The 20293-nt window shown below is 70.7% G+C and carries 20 protein-coding genes and 2 tRNA genes; 11 read left to right on the top strand and 11 right to left on the bottom strand.

Translation table 11 applies throughout. The annotated features are described in order from the left end of the window. Positions 1 to 58 precede the first annotated feature (58 nt). A complete protein-coding gene (gene glgX / locus ACIQID_RS03220; RefSeq protein WP_312672619.1) occupies positions 59 to 2131 on the bottom strand; it encodes a glycogen debranching protein GlgX in 2073 nt (690 codons plus the stop codon). A 101-nt stretch (positions 2132 to 2232) separates the two neighbouring features. On the opposite strand from glgX, the gene ACIQID_RS03215 reads away from it, so the two are divergent. The 3 genes from ACIQID_RS03215 to ligA are packed head-to-tail and all read left to right on the top strand — an operon-like array spanning position 2233 to position 6869. Then, complete coding sequence (locus ACIQID_RS03215; protein WP_312672618.1) at positions 2233 to 3408, top strand: cysteine desulfurase family protein; 1176 nt, start codon at positions 2233 to 2235, stop codon at positions 3406 to 3408. Positions 3409 to 3417: 9 nt separating this feature from the next. Further along, the gene (mnmA, locus tag ACIQID_RS03210) at positions 3418 to 4515 is read left to right on the top strand and encodes a tRNA 2-thiouridine(34) synthase MnmA (protein ID WP_400281929.1); all 1098 of its coding nucleotides are present in this window, start codon (positions 3418 to 3420) and stop codon (positions 4513 to 4515) included. Positions 4516 to 4553: 38 nt separating this feature from the next. Further along, positions 4554 to 6869 carry an NAD-dependent DNA ligase LigA gene (gene ligA / locus ACIQID_RS03205; RefSeq protein WP_400281926.1) on the top strand — a complete coding sequence of 772 codons (2316 nt, stop codon included), beginning with the start codon at positions 4554 to 4556 and terminating at the stop codon, positions 6867 to 6869. A gap of 4 nt (positions 6870 to 6873) precedes the next feature. On the opposite strand, the gene ACIQID_RS03200 is transcribed toward ligA, so the two are convergent. From ACIQID_RS03200 to ACIQID_RS03190, 3 genes are read right to left on the bottom strand one after another with little or no spacing between them, the layout of a single operon-like run. Further along, on the bottom strand, positions 6874 to 7353 hold the full coding sequence (locus ACIQID_RS03200; protein ID WP_331202809.1) for a GNAT family N-acetyltransferase: 480 nt from the start codon (positions 7351 to 7353) through the stop codon (positions 6874 to 6876). 11 nt (positions 7354 to 7364) lie between these two features. Beyond that, positions 7365 to 9221, bottom strand: a complete 1857-nt coding sequence (locus ACIQID_RS03195) for a DEAD/DEAH box helicase (protein ID WP_396654609.1) — start codon at positions 9219 to 9221, stop codon at positions 7365 to 7367. A gap of 47 nt (positions 9222 to 9268) precedes the next feature. Further along, a complete protein-coding gene (locus ACIQID_RS03190; RefSeq protein ID WP_400281921.1) occupies positions 9269 to 10969 on the bottom strand; it encodes a long-chain-fatty-acid--CoA ligase in 1701 nt (566 codons plus the stop codon). A gap of 64 nt (positions 10970 to 11033) precedes the next feature. Between ACIQID_RS03190 and gatC the strand changes: the two genes are divergently transcribed. From gatC to ACIQID_RS03160, 6 genes are read left to right on the top strand one after another with little or no spacing between them, the layout of a single operon-like run. Next, positions 11034 to 11333, top strand: coding sequence for an Asp-tRNA(Asn)/Glu-tRNA(Gln) amidotransferase subunit GatC (gene gatC / locus ACIQID_RS03185; RefSeq protein WP_025103377.1), 300 nt, complete (start codon positions 11034 to 11036; stop codon positions 11331 to 11333). Beyond that, positions 11330 to 12847, top strand: coding sequence for an Asp-tRNA(Asn)/Glu-tRNA(Gln) amidotransferase subunit GatA (gatA, locus tag ACIQID_RS03180; RefSeq protein ID WP_400281918.1), 1518 nt, complete (start codon positions 11330 to 11332; stop codon positions 12845 to 12847). Before gatC ends, gatA begins: the two co-directional genes overlap by 4 nt. Beyond that, on the top strand, positions 12847 to 14361 hold the full coding sequence (gene gatB, locus ACIQID_RS03175) for an Asp-tRNA(Asn)/Glu-tRNA(Gln) amidotransferase subunit GatB (RefSeq protein ID WP_312672610.1): 1515 nt from the start codon (positions 12847 to 12849) through the stop codon (positions 14359 to 14361). Before gatA ends, gatB begins: the two co-directional genes overlap by 1 nt. Positions 14362 to 14409: 48 nt before the next feature. Then, a complete protein-coding gene (locus ACIQID_RS03170; RefSeq protein ID WP_400281915.1) occupies positions 14410 to 15666 on the top strand; it encodes a DNA polymerase IV in 1257 nt (418 codons plus the stop codon). Between the two features lie 37 nt (positions 15667 to 15703). Beyond that, positions 15704 to 16021, top strand: coding sequence for a hypothetical protein (locus ACIQID_RS03165; protein ID WP_312672608.1), 318 nt, complete (start codon positions 15704 to 15706; stop codon positions 16019 to 16021). After that, positions 16005 to 16586, top strand: coding sequence for a hypothetical protein (locus ACIQID_RS03160; RefSeq protein ID WP_312672606.1), 582 nt, complete (start codon positions 16005 to 16007; stop codon positions 16584 to 16586). Before ACIQID_RS03165 ends, ACIQID_RS03160 begins: the two co-directional genes overlap by 17 nt. Before the next feature lie 6 nt (positions 16587 to 16592). Here ACIQID_RS03160 and ACIQID_RS03155 read toward each other — a convergent pair whose 3' ends face one another. The 6 genes from ACIQID_RS03155 to orn form a co-directional block, all read right to left on the bottom strand. Further along, entirely contained in the window at positions 16593 to 17090 is a 498-nt protein-coding gene (locus ACIQID_RS03155; protein WP_312672605.1) for a DUF2017 family protein, read from the bottom strand. Beyond that, entirely contained in the window at positions 17087 to 17374 is a 288-nt protein-coding gene (clpS, locus tag ACIQID_RS03150) for an ATP-dependent Clp protease adapter ClpS (protein WP_312672603.1), read from the bottom strand. Before clpS ends, ACIQID_RS03155 begins: the two co-directional genes overlap by 4 nt. Positions 17375 to 17376: 2 nt before the next feature. Continuing rightward, positions 17377 to 17724 carry a metallopeptidase family protein gene (locus ACIQID_RS03145; protein ID WP_312672601.1) on the bottom strand — a complete coding sequence of 116 codons (348 nt, stop codon included), beginning with the start codon at positions 17722 to 17724 and terminating at the stop codon, positions 17377 to 17379. Positions 17725 to 17757: 33 nt separating this feature from the next. Further along, positions 17758 to 18387 (bottom strand): LysE family transporter, encoded by a 630-nt coding sequence (locus ACIQID_RS03140; RefSeq protein WP_060922772.1) that lies wholly within the window; start codon positions 18385 to 18387, stop codon positions 17758 to 17760. Between the two features lie 67 nt (positions 18388 to 18454). Next, positions 18455 to 18530 (bottom strand) — tRNA-His (locus ACIQID_RS03135). Between the two features lie 36 nt (positions 18531 to 18566). Further along, a complete protein-coding gene (gene orn, locus ACIQID_RS03130; protein WP_331202817.1) occupies positions 18567 to 19193 on the bottom strand; it encodes an oligoribonuclease in 627 nt (208 codons plus the stop codon). Between the two features lie 61 nt (positions 19194 to 19254). Here orn and ACIQID_RS03125 point away from each other — a divergent pair. After that, positions 19255 to 19327 (top strand) — tRNA-Arg (locus ACIQID_RS03125). A 28-nt stretch (positions 19328 to 19355) separates the two neighbouring features. Here ACIQID_RS03125 and ACIQID_RS03120 read toward each other — a convergent pair. Then, on the bottom strand, positions 19356 to 19628 hold the full coding sequence (locus ACIQID_RS03120) for a hypothetical protein (protein ID WP_400281907.1): 273 nt from the start codon (positions 19626 to 19628) through the stop codon (positions 19356 to 19358). Between the two features lie 206 nt (positions 19629 to 19834). On the opposite strand from ACIQID_RS03120, the gene ACIQID_RS03115 reads away from it, so the two are divergent. Continuing rightward, positions 19835 to 20290: a single-stranded DNA-binding protein gene (locus ACIQID_RS03115; protein WP_400281905.1), complete on the top strand. Its 456-nt coding sequence runs from the start codon at positions 19835 to 19837 to the stop codon at positions 20288 to 20290. Positions 20291 to 20293: the final 3 nt, after the last annotated feature.

The following is a 20293-nucleotide window of genomic DNA, read 5'->3' as shown; positions in this document are numbered from 1 at the left end:
AATCTACCGCTCGGGCCTTCCGGAACCTACCGCTCGACCCCGGCGCCGAAGCGTGCTATCAGTCCACGCGGAACAAGCGCATCGAGGTGCCGGGGATGGGCAGCACATCGCCCGGCGCGAACGTCTCCTCGGCCTCCGACGGGCGTTCCTCCGCACTCGACCAGAGCGAGACGAACCGGGTGGCGCCGTCGATCTCCTCCGGGAGCCGCACGTCGATCGGCGCCTCCGTGCCATGCACGATCAGCAGGATGCGGTTGGCGGCCTCCTTGTCCGGCGTGGAGGCGGCGACGTACTGCAGCGTGCGGTTGCCGGGGTCGGCCCACTGCGCCGGTTCCATGGTCGCGCCGTCCTGGTCGTACCAGTCCATGACCGAGGCGTTCGGGATGTGCTCGCCGAGGCGCGCGTACCGGCTCGGCCGCAGCGCGGGGTTCTCCTCGCGCAGACGGGCGAGGTGCGCGACGTGCGCCCGGAGGTCGTCCTGCCAGGGCTCGAGCTCCCAGGACAGCCAGGAGAGCGGCGAGTCCTGCGCGTAGGCGTTGTTGTTGCCCCGTTGGGATCGCCCCACCTCGTCGCCGGCGGTGAGCATCGGGATGCCGGCCGAGAGCAGCAGGGTGCCGAGCAGGTTGCGCATGGCCTTCCGCCGCGCGGTGAGGATCGCGGGATCGTCGGTCGGCCCCTCGACGCCGTGGTTGAAGGAGCGGTTGAGGTCGGCGCCGTCGCGGTTGTGCTCGCCGTTGGCCTCGTTGTGCTTGACGTCGTAGGAGACGAGGTCGTGCAGCGTGAACCCGTCGTGCGCCGTGACGAAGTTGATGCTCGCGAGCGGTCCGCGCTCCTCGCTGAAGGTGTTCGACGAGCCGGCGAGGCGGGTGGCGAAACCGCCGATCCCGACCGGTGCCGAGGCCCGTCGCGCGTAGTCGATGTCGCTCAGCCAGAAGTTGCGCACCCGGTCGCGGTACCGGTCGTTCCACTCGTGCCACCCGGCGGGGAAGTTGCCCGTCTGCCAGCCGCCCAGACCGACGTCCCAGGGTTCCGCGATGAGCTTGGTCTCCGCGAGGACGGGGTCGGCGGCGATCGCCTGCAGAAGCGGATGATCCGGGGTGTAGGTGTGTGCGCCGTCGCGAGCGATCGCCGTCGCCAGATCGAAGCGGAAGCCGTCGATCTGCATCTCCTCCGCCCAGTACCGGAGCGAGTCCAGCACCAGTCGGGCTCCGGCATCGGTCGCGGTGTTGAGGGTGTTGCCGCATCCGGTGGTGTCGACGTACACGCCGGTGTCGTCCTGCCGGTAGTACCGGGCGTTGTCGATCCCGCGGAGGCTGGAGCGCGGTCCGCCGATTCCCTCCTCCGACGTGTGGTTGTAGACCACGTCGAGGATCACCTCGAGACCGGCCTCGTGCAGCAGCCGGACCATGCCCTTGAACTCGGCGATGATCGCCTCTGGTCCCCGCTTCCGCGCGTCCTCCGTCGCATAGGCGGCGTGCGGGGTGAAGAAGTTGAGCGTGTTGTAGCCCCAGTAGTTCGTCAGCCCCCGCTCCAGCAGTCGCGGTTCCGGGACGAAGGCGTGGACGGGGAGCAGCTCCACCGACGTCACCCCGAGCGTGCGGAGGTACGCGATCATGGCCGGATGCGCGAGGCCCGCGTAGGTGCCGTGCAGCGCAGGCGGGATGTCGGGGTGCCGCTTGGTCAGTCCCTTGAGGTGGCCCTCGTAGATCAGCGTCCGGTCGGCGGGGATGCGCGGCTTCGTGGAGCCGCCCCAGTCGAAGCCGTCCTCGATGACCACGGCCCGCCATTCCTGGTAGCCGTGTCCCTGGGCGAGGCCCCGCGCGTAGGGGTCGAGGAGCAGCGTCTCCGGGTTGAACGTGTTGCCGGGCCCGTGCGGGCCCTCGACGCGGAGCGCGTAGCGGACTCCGGGCTGCAGCAACGGCGTCGTGACCTCCCAGACGCCCCCGGGCCGCCGTTCGAGCGGAGCCTGGTCGACGACCCAGTCGAGGTCCGTCGCGTCGAAGACGACGAGCTCGACAGCGGAGGCGTTCTGCGACCAGACCCGCAGCGTGCCGACACCGTCGTGCAGCCGGACGCCGAGATTGTCGAGGATCGCCCCACCGGGCACGACGGAGTCGGGGGACGAGGACATGGATACACCCTAAACGTGTTGCATTTCAGTCTCATGACAGGACGCACCCGGTCTCACGCGCAGACGGACCGTCCGGGGCGCGGATCGGGGAGAATCGAAGCATGCGGCACTATCTCGACCACGCGGCGACCACCCCGCTGCGCCCGGAGGCCAGGGACGCGTGGCTGGAGGCGTCCGTCCTCGTCGGCAACGCGTCGTCGACGCATGGATCCGGGCAGGACGCGCGCCGCGTGCTCGAGGAATCCCGGGAGCGCGTGGCCGCGGTGCTCGGGGCCGACCCGATCGAGGTGGTGCTGACCTCCGGTGGGACGGAGTCGATCAATCTCGCCCTCCAGGGGCTGTGGCACTCGCGTCGTCCGGGGACGACGGCTGTCGTGGTGCCGGACGGCGAGCATCACGCGACGATGGACACGGTCGCGGCCCTGGTGGCCGACGGCGCCGAGGCCCGCGCTGTTCCGCTGTCTCCGCGGGCGCGGATTGATGAGCGCCGCTTCGCGGCGGCTCTCCCCGATGCCGCGTTCGCGACAGCGCTCGTGGCCAACAACGAGACGGGGACGATCAACGACGCCCCCGCCCTGGCCGCTGCGGCCGCCGGCGCCGGAGTGCCGCTGCACCTCGATGCGGTCGCCGCGCTCGGACACGTCCCGCTGTCGTTCCGCGAGTTGCGGGGCCGTGCGGATGACGGCGTGGGCCTCGTGGCGCTCAGCATCGCCGGCCACAAGGTCGGAGCGCCGGTCGGCGTCGGGGCGCTGGTGGCGGCGCGGTCGGCCCGACTGACACCGCTCCTGCGGGGCGGCGGCCAGCAGCGGGGTCTGCGGGCGGGCACCCAGGACGTGCCGGGAGCGGCCGCGCTGGCGACAGCGATCGAGCTCGCCGAGCGTGAGCGGGCCGCCGAGAGCGTCCGGGTGGGCGACCTGCGCGACCGCCTGGTCGAGGGCATCCGCGCGCGGGTGCCGGCCGCCGAGCTTCTGGGCGACCCCGAGCACCGCCTCCCCGGCACGGCTCACCTCCTCTTCCCCGGCGCGGTGGGGGAGAGCCTGTTGTTCCTCCTCGACGTGGCCGGGGTGTCGGCCTCGACGGGATCCGCCTGTCAGGCAGGGGTCGCCGAGCCCTCGCACGTCGTGATGGCGATGGGGCGCAGCGAGACGGACGCCCGGAGCGTGCTGCGCTTCTCCCTCGGGCGCACCTCCACCGCCGAGGATGTGGATGCGGTGCTCGCCGCGATCGGCGAGGCCTACGAACGCGCATCCGGGTCCCGCGCAGCCAGGCGCTCGTAGACTGGTCCCATGCGAATCCTTGCGGCCATGAGCGGTGGTGTCGACTCCGCCGTCGCGGCCGCGCGTGCCGTCGAGGCGGGGCACGACGTGGTCGGTGTGCACCTGGCGCTCTCCCGCGCCGGGGGAACGCTCCGAACCGGCAGCCGCGGCTGCTGCACCATCGAGGACGCCCTCGACGCACGCCGGGCCGCCGACCTCCTGGGCATCCCCTTCTACGTCTGGGACTTCTCCGAGCGTTTCCGCGATGACGTGATCGACGACTTCGTCGCCGAGTACCGTGCCGGTCGCACTCCCAACCCCTGCATGCGGTGCAACGAGAAGATCAAGTTCGCCGCCCTGCTGGAGCGCGCCCTGGAACTCGGCTTCGACGCCGTGTGCACGGGACACTACGCGACCCTCGTCGACGGCGCGGAGGGCCTCGAACTGCACCGGGCATCGGACAACGCGAAGGACCAGTCCTACGTGCTCGGCGTCCTGACGGCCGACCAGCTCGCGCACACCTACTTCCCACTGGGGACCACGCCGTCGAAGGCGCTCGTGCGGGCGGAGGCCGAGGAGCGTGGTCTCAGCGTCGCGCAGAAGCCCGACAGCCACGACATCTGCTTCATCCCGGATGGGGACACCCGGGGCTGGCTGGCCGAGAAGGCCGGCACGGCCACCGGCGAGATCGTCGACCGCTCCGGTGCCGTCGTCGGTGCGCACGAGGGTGCTCATGCGTTCACGGTCGGTCAGCGGCGCGGACTCAAGCTCGGCGTCCCGGCGGCGGACGGCAAGCCGCGCTTCGTGCTCGAGGTGCGCCCCGTGTCGAACACGGTGGTCGTCGGCCCGAAGGAGGCCCTGGCGATCGCCGAGATCGCGGGGGAGCGGTTCAGCTGGGCCGGCGCCGCGCCGACCGCGTCGGTGTTCGCGTGCGACGTGCAGATCCGCGCGCATGCCGAGCCGGTTCCCGCCACGGCCACCGTGACGTCGGAGGGCGTCCGCGTGGTTCCGGACACGCCGCTCGACGGCGTCGCCCCGGGGCAGACCGCCGTGCTCTACGTCGGCACGCGCGTGCTCGGGCAGTTCACGATCGATGCGACCGTCTCCGCGGTCCCGGTCGGCGTCTGATCCGGACGCATGTCCGTCCCCGCTCCTAGACTGGCGGAGTGCCGGAGAACATCTCACTGGAAGACGCCCGCCGCGAGGCCGAGGAGCTGACGACCCGCATCCTCGAGGCGAAGGACGCGTACTACGGGCGTGACACGTCGCTCGTCGACGATGCCACGTACGACGGCTGGATGCGGCGCCTGGAAGAACTCGAACGCCTGCACCCCGAGCTGCAGGGGCAGGACTCGCCGACGCAGATGGTCGGCGCCGCGGATGCGACCGGACTCGCGACGATCGAGCACGCCGAGCGGATGCTCAGCCTCGACAACGTCTTCTCGATCGACGAGCTGCGCGAGTGGGCGCAGAAGACACGAGCGGCCGCCGGGCGCGACGTCGACTGGCTGACCGAGCTCAAGATCGACGGCCTCGCGATCAACCTGCGGTATGAGAACGGCGTGCTGACATCGGCCGCGACCCGTGGCGACGGCCGGGTGGGCGAGATCGTCACCGAGAACGCGCTCCGGCTCCCGGAGATCCCTGATCGGCTCTCCGGCGAGGGACACCCGCCGATCGTCGAGGTCCGCGGGGAGGTCTTCATCCCCGTCGCCGCGTTCGAGCGGCTGAATGCGGCACAGGCGGCTTTCCGGGAGCGCGCGTATGCGGACGCCCTCGCGCGCTGGGAGGCCAGGGGCGGGGCGAAGAGACCGTTCGACGAGGAGAAGGCGCGCACCGCGGCCGCGCGGCGCTTCCCGGCCTTCGCCAATCCCCGCAACGCGGCCAGCGGCGGCCTGCGCCAGCAGATCGACAAGAAGGACGGCCTGGAGCTGGAAGCGGGGCTGCTGCGCATCGAGTCGCTCGCCCTGTACGTGCACGGCATCGGCGCCTGGACGAACCCGCCGGTCGCGGCCCAGAGCCAGGTCTACGAGCTGCTGTCCGCCTGGGGGCTGCCGACGAGCCCGCATACGAAGGTGTGCCGCAGCATCGACGACGTCGTCGCCTTCGTCGAGCACTACGGCGAGCACCGACATGACATCGAGCACGAGCTCGACGGCATCGTGGTCAAGGTCGACGAGCTCGACCTGCATGACGAGCTGGGCGCGACGAGCCGGGCGCCCCGCTGGGCGATCGCGTACAAGTACCCGCCGGAAGAGGTGCAGACGAAGCTCCTCGACATCGTCGTCTCCGTCGGTCGCACCGGTCGTGCGACGCCCTTCGCGGTGATGGCTCCGGCTCACGTCGCCGGGTCCGTGGTCCGTCAGGCGACGCTCCACAACAAGGACGTGGTCAAGGCCAAGGGCGTCCTCATCGGCGACACCGTGGTGCTGCGCAAGGCGGGCGACGTGATCCCCGAGGTGCTCGGCCCCGTGGTCGAGAAGCGGGACGGGAGCGAACGCGAGTTCGTCATGCCCGCCGACTGCCCCGAGTGCGGCACGCCGCTGCGCCCCATGAAGGAGGGCGACATCGATCTCCGCTGCCCGAACGCCCGGTCGTGCCCCGCGCAGGTGCGCGGACGCGTCGAGCACATCGGCTCGCGCGGCGCCCTCGATGTCGAGGCCCTGGGCGAGGTGACGGCGGCGGCCCTGACCCAGCCCACGACCCCGGCTGAGCCTCCCCTGATCACGGAAGCGGGGCTGTTCGCCCTGACTCTGGAGCAGCTCGTGCCGATCGAGGTCGTCGTGCGCGATGCGGAGACGGGCTTGCCGCGCGAGGACGAGGACGGCCTCGTGAAGACCCGCGCGCCGTTCCGACGCAACCCGACCGCGGCCGAGAAGAAGTCGGGCCTGGATGGTCCGCAGCCGTCTTCCCAGGCGCTGACCCTGCTCGCAGAGCTGGAGAAGGCGAAGACCAAAGATCTCTGGAGGCTGCTGGTCGCCCTCAACATCCGGCACGTGGGGCCGGTCGCCGCGCGGGCGCTCGCGCAGTGGTTCGGGTCGCTCGACGCGATCCGGGAGGCATCGCGGGAAGAGCTCGCCGCGGTCGAGGGCGTGGGCGGCATCATCGCCGACTCCTTGCTCGCGTGGTTCGACGTCGACTGGCACCAGGACATCGTCCGGCAGTGGACGGATGCGGGCGTGCAGTGGGCGACGCCGGGCCACCCCGGTCCGGGAGCAGCGGTCGCCGCCGGGGGAGTGCTGGAGGGCCTCACCGTCGTCGCCACCGGCTCTCTCGACGGCTACACCCGTGAAGGCGCGCAGGAGGCGATCCTCAAGGCCGGCGGCAAGGCGGCCTCGAGCGTCTCCAAGAAGACCGACTTCGTGGCCGCGGGGCCGGGGGCCGGCTCCAAGCTCGCGAAGGCGGAGGAACTCGGCATCCGCATCCTCGACGCCGCGCAGTTCCACGTCCTGGTCACCGAGGGGCCCGCGGCGCTGGAATGACGACTCAGGCGCTCTCCGGCGCTGCCGTGGTGGGCGCGAGGAACTGCCGCAGCCGCGGCGAGTCCGCGAACCCCAGCTCCCGATAGAGACCCACGGCCGCCTCGCTCGAGTGCACGGTGATCCGCTCGGCGCCGACGGACACCGCGTGCGCACAGGCGGCGGCGACGAGGCCGCGGCCCGCGCCACGTCCTCGGTGCTCCGGCAGGACGAAGACGCTCTGGATGTCCGCGGAGAGGCGGTCCAGCGCCCCCGGCCGCGGGACGCGGGGCAGGAGGGCGACCCACGCGGCTCCGACGACACGATCGTCGTCCTCGGCCCGCGCGACGAAGGCCACATGGGTGCGCTCCTGCGCGCGCCACCAGTCGCCGAGTTCGCTGGTGAACGTGTCGAGCGATCGACCGGCCGTCAGGTCCGCGGGCACGTCCTGCCATTTGAGCTGGGCGAGCGCGGGGAGATCCTCCCTGCCGGCGCGGTCGATGCGCATCGTCGGTCCGCTCAGCCCTTGTGGCGGGGCTTCCGGAAGGGCTTTTCCTCGCGGTCGCGGGGCGCCGGGCGATCGTCGCGGTCGCGCCGATCGGTCCGGTCGTAGCGGGGCGGTCGGCCACGGCCGTCGCCGTCGCGCGAGGACGACCCGCGGCGCGCCCCGGGTCCACGGTCGGGGGCGATCTCGATCAGGCGTCCCGAGATGCGCGTGTCGCGGAGCTTGTCGAGGACGGCGGGGTCGAGGTTCGCCGGGAGCTCGACGATCGAGAAGTCGGGACGGATGTTGATCGCGCCGAAGTCGTCGCGGCCCAGGCCGCCCTCGTTCGCCAGCGCGCCCACGATCTGTCGCGGCTCGACGCGGTGCCGTCGCCCCACCTCGATCCGGTATGGGGTGTAGTCGCCGCGCCCGCGACGCTCCCGGGGCTCCCGGGGCTCGCGGGGCTCCCGGGTCTGCCGCTCGCGCGGGGGACGGTTGTCGGCGGCCACCGCCTGCGACAGGGCGTCCTGGGCGGGGTCGAGGAGCAGCGGCGTCGCCCCCTGGGCGACCACGGCGAGAGCGGCCGCGACGTCGCCCTCCGGCACGTCGTGGTGCCGGACGTAGTGGGCGATGATGTCGCGGAACGCGTCGATGCGCGACGTCTCCGAGAGTGCCGTCGTGATGGCGTCGTCGAAGCGGGCGAGCCGCGTCGTGTTCACGTCCTCCGTGCTCGGGAGCTGCATCTGCGTGGGCTGCTGACGCGTCGCCTTCTCGATGTGCTTGAGCAGGTAGCGCTCGCGCGGGGTGATGAAGCTGATCGCGTCCCCCGTGCGGCCGGCGCGCCCGGTCCGTCCGATTCGGTGGACGTACGACTCGGTGTCGGTGGGGATGTCGAAGTTGACGACGTGGCTGATGCGCTCGACGTCGAGGCCGCGGGCGGCGACGTCCGTGGCGACGAGGATGTCGAGCTTGCCGTCCTTGAGCTGGTTGACGCTCCGCTCGCGCTGCACCTGCGGCACGTCGCCGTTGATCGCGGCGGCGGAGTACCCGCGGGCACGGAGCTTCTCGGCCAGGGTCTCGGTCTCGTTCTTCGTGCGGACGAAGACGATCATCCCGTCGAAGTTCTCCACCTCGAGGATGCGGGTCAGGGCGTCCACCTTCTGCGCGTAGGAGACGACGAGGTAGCGCTGGGTGATGTTCGTGTTGGTCGCGGTCTTGGACTTGACCGTGATCTCCTCGGGGTCGCGGAGGTACTGCTGCGCGAGGCGGCGGATCTGCGCGGGCATCGTCGCCGAGAACAGGGCGACCTGCTTCTCCTCCGGCGTCTGGGCCAGGATCTGCTCGACGTCTTCCGCGAAGCCCATCTTCAGCATCTCGTCGGCCTCGTCCAGCACGAGGTACTTCAGCTCGGAGAGGTCGAGCGTGCCCTTGGCCAGGTGGTCCATGATGCGGCCGGGGGTGCCGACGACGACGTGCACGCCACGGCGGAGCGCGGAGAGCTGCACCCCATAGCCCTGGCCGCCGTAGACGGGGAGCACGTGCACGCCCTTCATCCGGGAGGCGTACGACTCGAACGCCTCGCAGACCTGGAGCGCGAGCTCGCGGGTCGGAGCGAGGACGAGGGCCTGCGGCGTCTTCTGCGTCACGTCGAGCCGCTCCAGCACGGGGAGCGCGAAGGCGGCGGTCTTGCCGGTTCCGGTCTGCGCCATGCCGACCACATCGCGGCCGGCGAGCAGCGTCGGGATGGTCTCGGCCTGGATGGGGGACGGCGTCTCGTAGCCGAGGTCCTTGATGGCCTTGAGGACGGGCCCGGTGATGCCGAGGTCCTCGAATCCGGGGGTTGCAGGGGACTCGTCAGGGGCGTCGGCGGGGGTCACTTCTTCAGGGGTCACTTCCCAAGGGTAGCGCGCCCGCCCACCCGGTACCTGTGCGGCCCCGTTCAGCCGCCCGCGGTGAGGGCGAGCAGCTTCTCCTTCACCTGCCGGCGGAGCACCTTGCCGATCAGCGACGTCGGCAGCTCCTCGACGATGAACACGCGGCGCGGCACCTTGTACGGCGTGAGGATGCTGCGCGCGTACTCGCGGATCGCCTCCACGTCGACGTCGGCGCCCGGGTCGACGACGATCGCCGCGACGACCTCTTCGCCCGAGTGCTCGCTGGGCAGCCCGACCACCGCGGCGTCGGCGACCGACGGGTGCTGGCGCAGCGCGTTCTCCACCTCGGTCGGGGCGACGTTGAAGCCACCGGTGATGATGAGCTCCTTGATGCGGTCGACGATGCGCACGAAGCCTCCGTCGTCGATCGTGACGATGTCGCCCGTCCGGTACCAGCCGTCGACGAAAACGGCCTCGGTCTCCTCGGGCTTGCCGTAGTAGCCGGAGAACACCTGGGGGCCGCGCACGACGAGCTCCCCGGCGGAACCGGCCGGGACGTCCTCGGTGGGATTCTCCGGATCGACGACGCGGCACTCCGTCCCGGGGAGCGGGAGCCCCACCGTGCCGGGGACGCGGTTGTCGGCCACCGGGTTCGCCATGAGCACGGGCGAGCACTCGCTCAGACCGTAGCCCTCGACGAGATAGCCGTGCGTGGCGGCTTCGAACGGGACGACGAGCTCGTGCGGCAGCGCCATCGCGCCGGAGATCGCCACTTCGATGCCCTCGAGGGAGACGCCCTTGGCGTTGGCGGCCGCGAGCAGCCGGTCGGCGATGGGCGGCACGAGCGGCAGGAACGTCGCCGGGTGCTTCTTGACCACGTCCAGCACGAGATCGGGATCGAACTTCGGGAACAGCACCAGACGTGCCCCCATCGACATGGCGAAGGTGAGGCAGAGCGTCAGGCCGTAGGCATGGAACATGGGCAGCACGGCGTACACGACGCAGCCCTTGCCGCGCTGGATGGACGGGACCCATGCCTGGGACTGTGCCGCGTTGGCGAGGAGGTTGCGGTGCGTGAGGGCGGCGCCCTTCGGCGTGCCGGTGGTCCCGGACGTGTACTGGATGATCGCCAGGTCGTCCGTGCCCGGCTGCGGATGCGAGGCGGGGATCGGGTCACCGGCGAGCACCGACTCCCAGAGGACGGTGCCGCGGACACGCTCGGTCAGTGCAGCCCGCGACTCCCTCGCCTTCGCGACCGGCAGCCGGAGGGCGAAGCGGGTGAGGGCCGGCATGGCGCGCGTGACGTCCACGGACACGAGCGTGGAGACGGCGAGGTCGCTCGGGAACCCCTGCACCGTCGCGACGACCTTGTTCCACACGATCGCGTGCTTGGCCCCGTGGTCCTCGAACTGCTTGCGCAGCTCGCGAGGGGTGTAGAGCGGGTTGTGCTCGACCACCACGGCACCGAGCCGCAGCACGGCGTAGAACGCGATGATGTGCTGCGGGCAGTTCGGCAGGACGATGGCGACCGGGTCGCCGGCGCGGACGCCGAGATCCCGGAGCCCCGCCGCGGCGCGATCGATCGCCTCCTGCAGCTGTGCGTAGGTGGTCTCCCTGCCGAAGAACTGGAGGGCCGGGGCATCCGGGTAGTCCCGCGCCGACGCGGCGACGATGTCCACGAGGGAGCCGCTGACGGGGGCGAGGTCCTCCGGAACGCCGTCGGCGTAGCTGGCGATCCACGGGCGAGGGGGCTGGAACGTGCTCACGCGCCCAGCTTAGGCGGGCCGCGCCGCGCCGAGCGGCGGGCGGCTCGCCAACTAGACTGAGGGCGTGTCTGAAATCACCCCTGATCTTGTGCGCCATCTCGGCGTGCTCGCGCGCATCCAGCTGAACGACGACGAGGTGACGCGGCTCACGGGCCAGCTCGACGCCATCGTCGACAACATCGCCAAGGTGTCCGAGGTCGCGACCGCCGATGTCGCCGCGACCAGCCACCCGATCCCGCTGAGCAACGTGTTCCGTCCCGACGTGGTCGGCGAGACGCTCACGCACGAGCAGGTGCTGCAGAACGCCCCGGACCAGGCCGACGGCCGGTTCCGCGTCACCGCGATCCTGGGAGAAGAGCAGTGAGCGACATCATCCGACTGACGGCGGCGGAGCTCGCCGACAAGCTCGCGGCGCGGGAGGTCTCCAGCGTCGAGGCCACGCAGGCGCACCTCGACCGGATCGCCCAGGTCGACGGCGACGTCCATGCGTTCCTGCACGTCAACGAGCACGCGCTCGACGCGGCGGCCGACATCGACGCCCGTCGCGCCGCGGGGGAGGACCTCGGGCCGATCGCCGGTGTCCCGCTCGCGATCAAGGACGTGCTCGTCACGACCGATCAGCCGACCACGAGCGGCTCGCGGATCCTCGAGGGCTACCGCTCGCCCTACGATGCGACCGTCGTGGCCCGCTCCCGCGCCGCCGGACTCATCCCGCTCGGCAAGACGAACATGGACGAGTTCGCGATGGGCTCCTCGACGGAGCACTCCGCCTACGGCCCGACCCGCAACCCCTGGGACCTCGACCGGATCCCCGGCGGCTCGGGTGGGGGCTCTGCCGCCGCGGTCGCCGCCTTCGAGGCCCCGCTCGCCCTCGGCTCCGACACCGGCGGATCGATCCGCCAGCCTGCGCACGTGACCGGCACGGTCGGCGTGAAGCCGACCTACGGCGGCGTCAGCCGCTACGGCGCCATCGCGTTGGCGTCGAGCCTCGACCAGGTCGGCCCGGTCACCCGCACGGTGCTCGATGCCGGGCTGCTGCACGACGCGATCGGCGGCCACGACCCGAAGGACTCCACGTCGCTCGACGAGCAGTGGCCGTCCTTCGCGGCGGCCGCACGCGAGGGTGCGCGCGGGGACGGCCTCAAGGGCCTCCGCGTCGGCGTCATCCGCGAGCTTCCCGACAGCGGTTTCCAGCCGGGCGTCGCGGCTTCGTTCCGCAGCGCGCTGGCGCTGCTCGAGGCGCAGGGCGCCGAGATCGTCGAGATCGGTGCACCGCACTTCGAGTACGGCGTCGCCGCCTACTATCTGATCCTGCCGGCCGAGGCCTCGAGCAACCTGGCCAAGTTCGACTCGGTCCGCTTCGGTCTCCGGGTCACCCCGGCGGGCAACCCCACGGTGGAGGACGTGATGTCCGCCACGCGCGACGCGGGTTTCGGTGACGAGGTCAAGCGCCGCATCATCCTCGGCACCTACGCGCTGTCGGCGGGATACTACGACGCGTACTACGGCAGCGCGCAGAAGGTCCGCACGCTGATCCAGCAGGACTTCGCCGCGGCCTTCGCCGAGGTCGACGTCATCGCCACGCCGTCGGCCCCGACCACGGCCTTCAAGCTCGGCGAGAAGATCGACGACCCGCTGCAGATGTACCTGAACGACATCACCACGATCCCGGCGAACCTCGCCGGTGTCCCCGGCATCTCGATCCCGAGCGGTCTGGCGGACGACGACGGCCTGCCCGTCGGCATCCAGTTCCTCGCGCCGGCGCGAGAGGACGCCCGCCTCTACCGGGTGGGCGCCGCCCTCGAGACGCTGCTCGTCGACTCCTGGGGCGCGCCGCTGCTGTCCCGTGCCCCCCAGCTGGAAGGAGGCGCGCGCTGATGGCCGCCGCCAAGCTCATGGACTTCGACAAGGCGCTCGAGCTGTTCGAGCCGGTCCTCGGATTCGAGGTGCACGTCGAGCTCAACACGAACACGAAGATGTTCTCCGACGCGCCCAACCCTGCGAACGAGGCGTACCACGCGGCGGAGCCGAACACCCTGATCGCGCCGGTGGACCTGGGCCTCCCCGGTTCGCTGCCCGTCGTCAACGAGACCGCCATCCGGTCGTCGATCAGCCTGGGTCTGGCGCTCGGCTGCTCGATCGCCGAGTCCAGCCGATTCGCGCGGAAGAACTACTTCTACCCGGACCTCGGCAAGAACTACCAGATCTCCCAGTACGACGAGCCGATCGCCTTCGAGGGCTCGGTCGAGGTGGAGCTCGAGGACGGCACGATGGTGACGATCCCGATCGAGCGCGCGCACATGGAGGAGGACGCCGGCAAGCTCACGCACATGGGCGGCTCGACCGGTCGCATCCAGGGGGCGGAGTACTCGCTCGTCGACTACAACCGCGCCGGCGTCCCGCTCGTCGAGATCGTGACGAAGACGATCTTCGGCACCGAGCACCGGGCCCCCGAGGTCGCCAAGGCCTATGTCGCCGCGATCCGCGACATCGTCCGCGGACTCGGGATCTCCGAGGCTCGCCTCGAGCGCGGCAACCTGCGCTGCGACGCGAACGTCTCGCTGCGCCCTCGCGGTGCCGAGAAGCTCGGCACGCGCACCGAGACGAAGAACGTCAACTCGATGCGGTCGGTCGAGCGTGCGGTGCGCTACGAGATCCAGCGGCAGGCGCAGATCCTCGCCGACGGCGGCACCATCATCCAGGAGACGCGGCACTGGCATGAGGACACCGGGACCACCTCTCCCGGCCGTCCGAAGTCGGACGCCGACGACTACCGGTACTTCCCCGAGCCCGACCTGCTTCCGGTGCAGCCGCCGCGCGCGCTGATCGAGGAGCTGCGTGCGGCCCTGCCCGAGCAGCCCGTCGCCCGTCGGCGCCGGCTCATGGACGAGTGGGGCTTCACCCCGCTGGAGTTCCAGGACGTGCGCAACGGCGGTCTGCTCGACGTCGTCGAGGCCACCATCGCCGCCGGGGCCACGCCGGCCGCGGCGCGGAAGTGGTGGACGGGAGAGATCACCCGCCTCGCCAACGCGCAGGAGAAGGATGCGGTCGACCTCGTCAGCCCGGAGAACGTCGCGGCGCTGCAGCAGCTCGTCGACGCCGGGACGCTGACCGACAAGCTCGCGCGCCAGGTGCTGGAGGGCGTGATCGCCGGTGAGGGCACGCCGCAGGAGGTCGTCGACGCGCGCGGTCTCGCCGTGGTCTCGGACGACGGTGCGCTCATCGCGGCGATCGACGAGGCTCTCGCCGCGCAGCCCGATGTGATGGCCAAGATCCAGGACGGCAAGGTCCAGGCCGCGGGTGCCATCATCGGTGCGGTCATGAAGGCCATGAAGGGCCAGGCCGACGCCGCCCGCGTCCGCGAACTCATCCTCGAGCGCGCCGCGCAGTGATTCGTCCCCCTGGGCCTCGATGTCGGAGGCCCAGGGGACAATGGGTTCATGGGACACGGTGATGGCAGAGGCCGCATGGTGTCCTCGGCCGACGCCGACGACACGGGCACGCGCATCCTCCACGTCGACATGGACGCGTTCTATGCGGCCGTCGAGGTGCTGGACGATCCGAGTCTCCGCGGACTGCCGCTGATCATCGGTTCTCCGGACGGGCGCTCCGTGGTCTCCAGCGCCTCGTACGAGGCGCGGCGTTACGGCGTCCGTTCGGCGATGCCCGTGTCACAGGCCCTGCGACTGTGCCCCACGGCACGCATCGTGCCGCCGCACTTCCCCCGGTATCAAGAGGTGTCGCGGCAGGTGATGGCGATCTTCGAGTCGTTCACTCCGCTCGTGGAGCCGCTGTCGGTGGACGAGGCCTTCCTCGACGTGCAGGGTGTGCGCCGGCTGTGGGGGAGTCCTGCCCGGATCGCCGCGCAGATCCGTGAGCGTGTCCTCGCCGAGGTCGGCATCACGTGCAGCGTCGGTGTGGCGGCGACCAAGCACGTGGCGAAGATGGCGTCGACGCTCGCGAAGCCGGACGGGATGCTCGTGGTCGCCGAGCGCGACACGCTGTCGTTCCTCGCACCGCGTCCGGTGCGCGCGCTGTGGGGAGTGGGCCCGAAGGCGGCGGAAGGTCTGGAGGCCCGCGGCCTCCGCACGATCGGCGACCTCCGCACGGCATCGCCCGAGATGCTGGACCGCGCCGTGGGGCCGGCGCTGAGCGCGAGGCTCGCGCAGCTGGCGCGCGGTGAGGACGCCCGGGCGGTCGACACGGAGCGCGTGGAGAAGAGCATCGGCCACGAGGAGACCTTCGACCACGACATCGCAGACCGGGGGTTCCTCCGCGCCGAGCTGCTCCGGCTCGCCGATCGCGTGGGCGCCCGCCTGCGCCGCGCAGGGTGGGAGACCTCCACGGTCGCGATCAAGATCCGTTTCGACGATTTCCGCACCGTCAACCGCTCGCAGACCCTGGCGGAGCCCACCGCCGTCGGCCAGCGCATCGGCGAGGCCGCGCAGGGCCTGTTCGCGCTCATCGAGCGTCGTGATCCGATCCGCCTCGTGGGCGTCCGCGCCGAGAACCTCCGGCCCGCGGGAGGCAGCGCACTGGCGCTGTGGGACGAGGACGAGGACTGGCGCAAGGTCGAAGGGGCCGTCGACGAGGCCATGGCGCGGTTCGGCTCGGCGACGATCAGCAGGGCGCGCCACATCGGACGGGGCGAGGGACGGGGCGCCGCTCGGCATCCGAAGGATCACGGCGTCGATTGAGCGCCCGCGGGCGGCCGCTGTCGGCTACCGTGGGAGCATGCCGAACATTGCACTGGAACTCGGGAATCAGGTCGCGTCCTTCGGCGTGAAGAGCGCATACGGGGAACCGCAGGAGATCGACGGCGTCACCGTCACTCCGGTCGCGTTCACGTACGCGGGCTTCGGCGGCGGGAGCGGTGAAGGCGGCGAAGGCGGCGGCGGCGGAGGTGTGTCGGTCCCCGTCGGCGTCTACGTGCGCCGGGAGGAGGGGCTGCGCTTCGAGCCCAACATCGTGACGCTGCTGGTCGTGGCCGTGCCCTTCGTCTGGGTCACCGGTCGGGCACTCACGCGCATCATCCGTGCCCTCAAGAAGTGACGACGCGGTCGCAGCCGCCCTCTCGCAGGCCGCGACACTGATCGTCGAGGACGTCCGCGCACTCGCGGCGTCCAATCCAGTCGTGATCATCGACGGCGGAAGCGGCGCCGGCAAAACATCCCTGGCTGCGCGCGTGGCACGCGCCTGGCCGGTCGCCGGTCGTGTGCAGGTGATCGCGCTGGATTCCCTGTACCCCGGATGGGACGGGCTGGACGGCGGTGCGGAGCGGGCCCTGGAGGGGATCCTCCGCCCGCACGGGCGCGGCCTTCTCGGGGCCTGGCGTCGCTGGGATTGGGAGCGCGGCGAGGAGGCGGAGACGCACGCGGTCGATCCCGCACTCGGAGTCATCGTCGAGGGCAGCGGGATCCTGCGCCCGTCGACCGCACGGCTGGCCGACGTCCGCGTCTGGGTGGAGTCCGGGGAACACTCGCGCAAGTCACGCGCTCTCGCGCGGGACGGAGACACCTATCGCCCGCACTGGGACCGGTGGGCGGCGCAGGAGCGCCGTCACGTCGAGCGGGACAGCCCCCGCGAACTCGCCACGCGAGTGGTCGAGGTTCCCTGAGCGCGCTCAGCGGAGGGCGTCGGCGTCGCTCTCATCCACGGCTTCGATGAGGAGTTCGAGGCGGTAACCCAGCCAGTCATAGACCGCCTGACCGTCGCCGCCGACGTCGGGCTCGTCGTCGGTGATGCCGAGGCGCGTCGCGATCACGAGGCGGATGGCGGTGAGGGTGCGCAGCCAGGCGTCCACGTCCTCGCGGCGCACCAGGACGTCGCGGGAGACGCGGGCGTCCTCATCGGTCACCTCGGCGTCCGGATCGAACACCTGCAGCGACGCGCGCATCGTGCGGGCGTCGTGCAGGCGGCGGTCGAGGAGATCCGCGCGGGTGGCCGACGCGAAGGCAGCCGAAGCATCGTCGTCGTCCGGGTAGGCGTTCGGGGTCAGCCGGGCCACCCCGGGGTCATCCTGTTCGGTGTCCCGGAGCAGGTCCATGAAGTCATCGACGAGCCGGGCCAGATGCATCCCCTCGATCGTGGCGACGGAGAGGGTGATCGGTGGGGTGTTCATGCGGCCTTCCTGACGGTGGCCCAGAGTCCGTAGTCGTGCATCGCCTGAGCGTGCACCTCCATCGTCTCGCGGGGGCCGGTGGCGACGATCGCGTGTCCGTCGTGATGAACGGCGAGCATGAGGCGGGTGGCATGCTCGCGTGTGTACCCGAAGTAGGTGCGGAAGACGCGGACGACGTAGCTCATCAGATTCACGGGGTCATTCCACACCACCACCTCCCACGGCTCCAGAGGAGCAGCGAACAGGTCCGTGGTCTCCTCGATCTCGGGATGGACGGTCGACATGATCACGCCCACCCGAGCTCGTGCAGCTGCGCGTCGTCGATGCCGTGGAAGTGCGCGATCTCATGGACGAGGGTCGTATGGATCTCGTCGCGGAGCTGTTCGATGTCGTCGCACTGGGCGAGATGCGGTTCGCGGTAGACGATGATGCGGTCGGGCAGCTCGCCCAGCCCGTACTGTGTGCGCTCGGTCAGCGCGAGACCGTCGTACAGGCCGAGGAGATCCAGGCTCCCGTCCTCAGGACGGTCCTCCACGACGAACACGACGTTCTCGAGCTGCTCGACCATCTCATCGGGCAGCTGGTCGAGCTCGTCGATCACGAGGGCCTCGAAGGCCGCGGCGTCCATTTCCATCTCCTCCAGCCTACGGGGGGTGCGGCGGGATCCTCAGTGCAGGAGGACGAGGAGCGCCGCGACGCCGATGAAGAGGCTTCCGAACACGGTGTTGAGGATCCGCTGGCCGCGCGGGGAGCGAGTGAGGCGCCGGAAGGGGCGCGCCGCCGTGGCGAAGAACCCCCACATCACCAGGACGTCGACGACCACGACGGTGGCGACGAGAGCCAGATACTGGGGGAGCGGAGGCTGATCGAGCCGGATGAACTGCGGGATGAAGGCGAGGAAGAAGACGATTGCCTTGGGGTTGAGCAGGTTCACCCAGAACCCGCGACGCATCATCGACCAGTGGCTCTCCCGGGCATCCACCGGATCCGGGGCGTCGTCGAGCGCCGGGGCGGGGCGGGTCAGGATCAACCGGATGCCGAGGTACACGAGGTAGGCGGCTCCGGCGTATCGGATGAGGTTGAACAGCACGTCCGAGCGCGAGACGAGGAGCCCGACGCCCGCGGCGACGATCACGACATGCACGATGAGCGCGATCTGCTGGCCGATGATGCCCCAGATCGATCGTTTCCAGCCCTGCGTGAGGGAGTTGGACATCGTGTTGATCGCGCCGGCCCCCGGCGTGAAGCTGATCACCACGGATGCGGTGAGAAGAGAGAACCAGACCGCCAGTGACACCAGGACAGTCTAGGGCCGCGGGAGAGAAGAAGAGGCCCGGACCGAACCGGTCCGAGCCTCTTCGAGCTGGGGTGAGTAACGGGGCTTGAACCCGCGACCTCCTGGACCACAACCAGGCGCTCTACCAACTGAGCTATACCCACCATGCGCCCGCCGAAACAGGCAACCCCACGAGTCTATTACATGTTGGAGGCGAACTCCGACACGGTGCGCGCGGCGATCTCCTTGGCATCGTCACTGGAGGGGCCCGGCTCGTCCACGAAGACGGCCTCCCGGTAGTAGCGGAGCTCACGGATGGACTCCAGGATGTCGGCCAGCGCACGGTGGCCGCCGTCCTTGGCCGGAGCCTGGAAGAAGACTCGGGGGTACCAGCGGCGGGAGAGCTCCTTGATGCTGGAGACGTCGACGTTGCGGTAGTGCAGCCACTGGTCGACCTGCGGCATGTATTTCGCGAGGAACATCCGGTCGGTGCCGATCGTGTTGCCGGCGAGAGGCGCGCGGCGCTCGAGCGGGACGAAGCGGCGGATGTAGGCCAGCGTCTGCTCCTCCGCCTCCTCGAGGGTGACTCCGTGCGGGATCTCGTCGATGAGTCCCGAGGTCTCGTGCATGGCGGTGACGAAGTCGTTCATGTGCGTGAGCGCGTCCGCGCTCGGACGGATGACCACCTGGAAGCCGGGGTCGAGCGGGCGGAGCTCGAAGTCGGTCACCACGACGGCGATCTCGACGAGTTCGTCGACCGCGAGATCGAGACCCGTCATCTCGCAGTCGATCCAGACGAGGCGGTCGTTCTCCGAAGCAGTCACCATGTCGCCATCCTATCGACGGCCCCGACATCCGCCGGGGGAGCGCGGTACGGTAGAGACGTCCGCCTCCGTAGCTCAGGGGATAGAGCAGGAGCCTTCTAATCTCTTGGTCGCAGGTTCGAATCCTGCCGGGGGCGCAGGGAAATCCGGTCGAGACGGCCGCTGTCAGCAGTGCCGCAGCGCGTCGACCGCGTCGTCCGCGCGCCAGAATTCGCCGATCAGCCGGAAGCCGCCCGTCGCCAGGTGAAGCCGTTCCGCGCGGTAACGGAGGCCCAGAGGGTCGGCCACCACCCGCAGATGGCCGAGGACGTGGTCGCGGCTGTCCTGGACGCGCCACAGGTGATCGGCGGCACGGACGAGACGTTCGCGGCGCGACGCGAGCGGCGGCGCGGCGAGGGGCACTCCGGGAGCGGGGATCGAAGCGGTGGTGGCGGTCATGGTCTCTCCTTCCATGGTTCGAACGTACGACCGACCACGGACATTCGCTCGTGCTCCGGTATCCGGCGGTGACCTGGCTTCTTCTGCACAAAGCCCCGCCACCCGAGCTCGTCCACGGATCACGGGATCGCGTCCCCGCCACCTGCTCGGCGGGGTGCACGCTGGAGGGCATCCGGCCGCCGAGCCGGCAGCGAGAGGACGAACAGATGATCGACACCGTGACCGTCGTCGGGAGAGTCGCGACGGAGCCCACACCCGGGCGGACGAGCGCAGGAGTGCCCGTCACGAACTTCCGGCTCGCGAGCACGCACCGGCGCTTCGACGCGGCGAGCGGCTCGTGGGTGGACGCAGGGACCAACTGGTTCTCGATCGCGGCCTTCCGTCAGCTCGCCGAACACGCGCGGGCCTCGCTGCGGGTGGGGGACAGCGTCATCGTCTCCGGACGGCTCCGGGTGCGACCGTGGGAGAGCAACGGGAAGCAGGGGACGAGCGTCGACATCGACGCGGACACGATCGGGCACGACCTCCGGTGGGGGACCACGGCATATCGTCCGAGCGCTCGGCCCTCGCCCGCGGAGGCGGGGGAGGGCGGCGATCTCTCGACGGCGGATGACGAGGCGCGCGACGCGTGGGATCAGCCTGCGGAGACCGAGGCGGCCTAGACT

The sequence above is a fragment of the Microbacterium sp. NPDC091676 genome, assembly GCF_044756645.1.
Lineage (GTDB): Bacteria > Actinomycetota > Actinomycetes > Actinomycetales > Microbacteriaceae > Microbacterium > Microbacterium paraoxydans_D.
The sequence above is the reverse complement of the archived record's forward strand: the minus strand, read 5'-3'. Positions and strand labels throughout refer to the sequence as shown.

Coding starts and splice junctions, on each gene's coding strand:
- glgX (WP_312672619.1), bottom strand. CDS start 2,131: ATGTCCTCGTCCCCCGACTCCGTCGTGCCCGGTGGGGCGATCCTCGAC.
- ACIQID_RS03215 (WP_312672618.1), top strand. CDS start 2,233: ATGCGGCACTATCTCGACCACGCGGCGACCACCCCGCTGCGCCCGGAG.
- mnmA (WP_400281929.1), top strand. CDS start 3,418: ATGCGAATCCTTGCGGCCATGAGCGGTGGTGTCGACTCCGCCGTCGCG.
- ACIQID_RS03200 (WP_331202809.1), bottom strand. CDS start 7,353: ATGCGCATCGACCGCGCCGGCAGGGAGGATCTCCCCGCGCTCGCCCAG.
- gatB (WP_312672610.1), top strand. CDS start 12,847: ATGGCCGCCGCCAAGCTCATGGACTTCGACAAGGCGCTCGAGCTGTTC.
- ACIQID_RS03170 (WP_400281915.1), top strand. CDS start 14,410: ATGGGACACGGTGATGGCAGAGGCCGCATGGTGTCCTCGGCCGACGCC.
- ACIQID_RS03165 (WP_312672608.1), top strand. CDS start 15,704: ATGCCGAACATTGCACTGGAACTCGGGAATCAGGTCGCGTCCTTCGGC.
- ACIQID_RS03155 (WP_312672605.1), bottom strand. CDS start 17,090: ATGAACACCCCACCGATCACCCTCTCCGTCGCCACGATCGAGGGGATG.
- clpS (WP_312672603.1), bottom strand. CDS start 17,374: ATGTCGACCGTCCATCCCGAGATCGAGGAGACCACGGACCTGTTCGCT.
- ACIQID_RS03145 (WP_312672601.1), bottom strand. CDS start 17,724: ATGGAAATGGACGCCGCGGCCTTCGAGGCCCTCGTGATCGACGAGCTC.
- orn (WP_331202817.1), bottom strand. CDS start 19,193: ATGGTGACTGCTTCGGAGAACGACCGCCTCGTCTGGATCGACTGCGAG.
- ACIQID_RS03120 (WP_400281907.1), bottom strand. CDS start 19,628: ATGACCGCCACCACCGCTTCGATCCCCGCTCCCGGAGTGCCCCTCGCC.
- ACIQID_RS03115 (WP_400281905.1), top strand. CDS start 19,835: ATGATCGACACCGTGACCGTCGTCGGGAGAGTCGCGACGGAGCCCACA.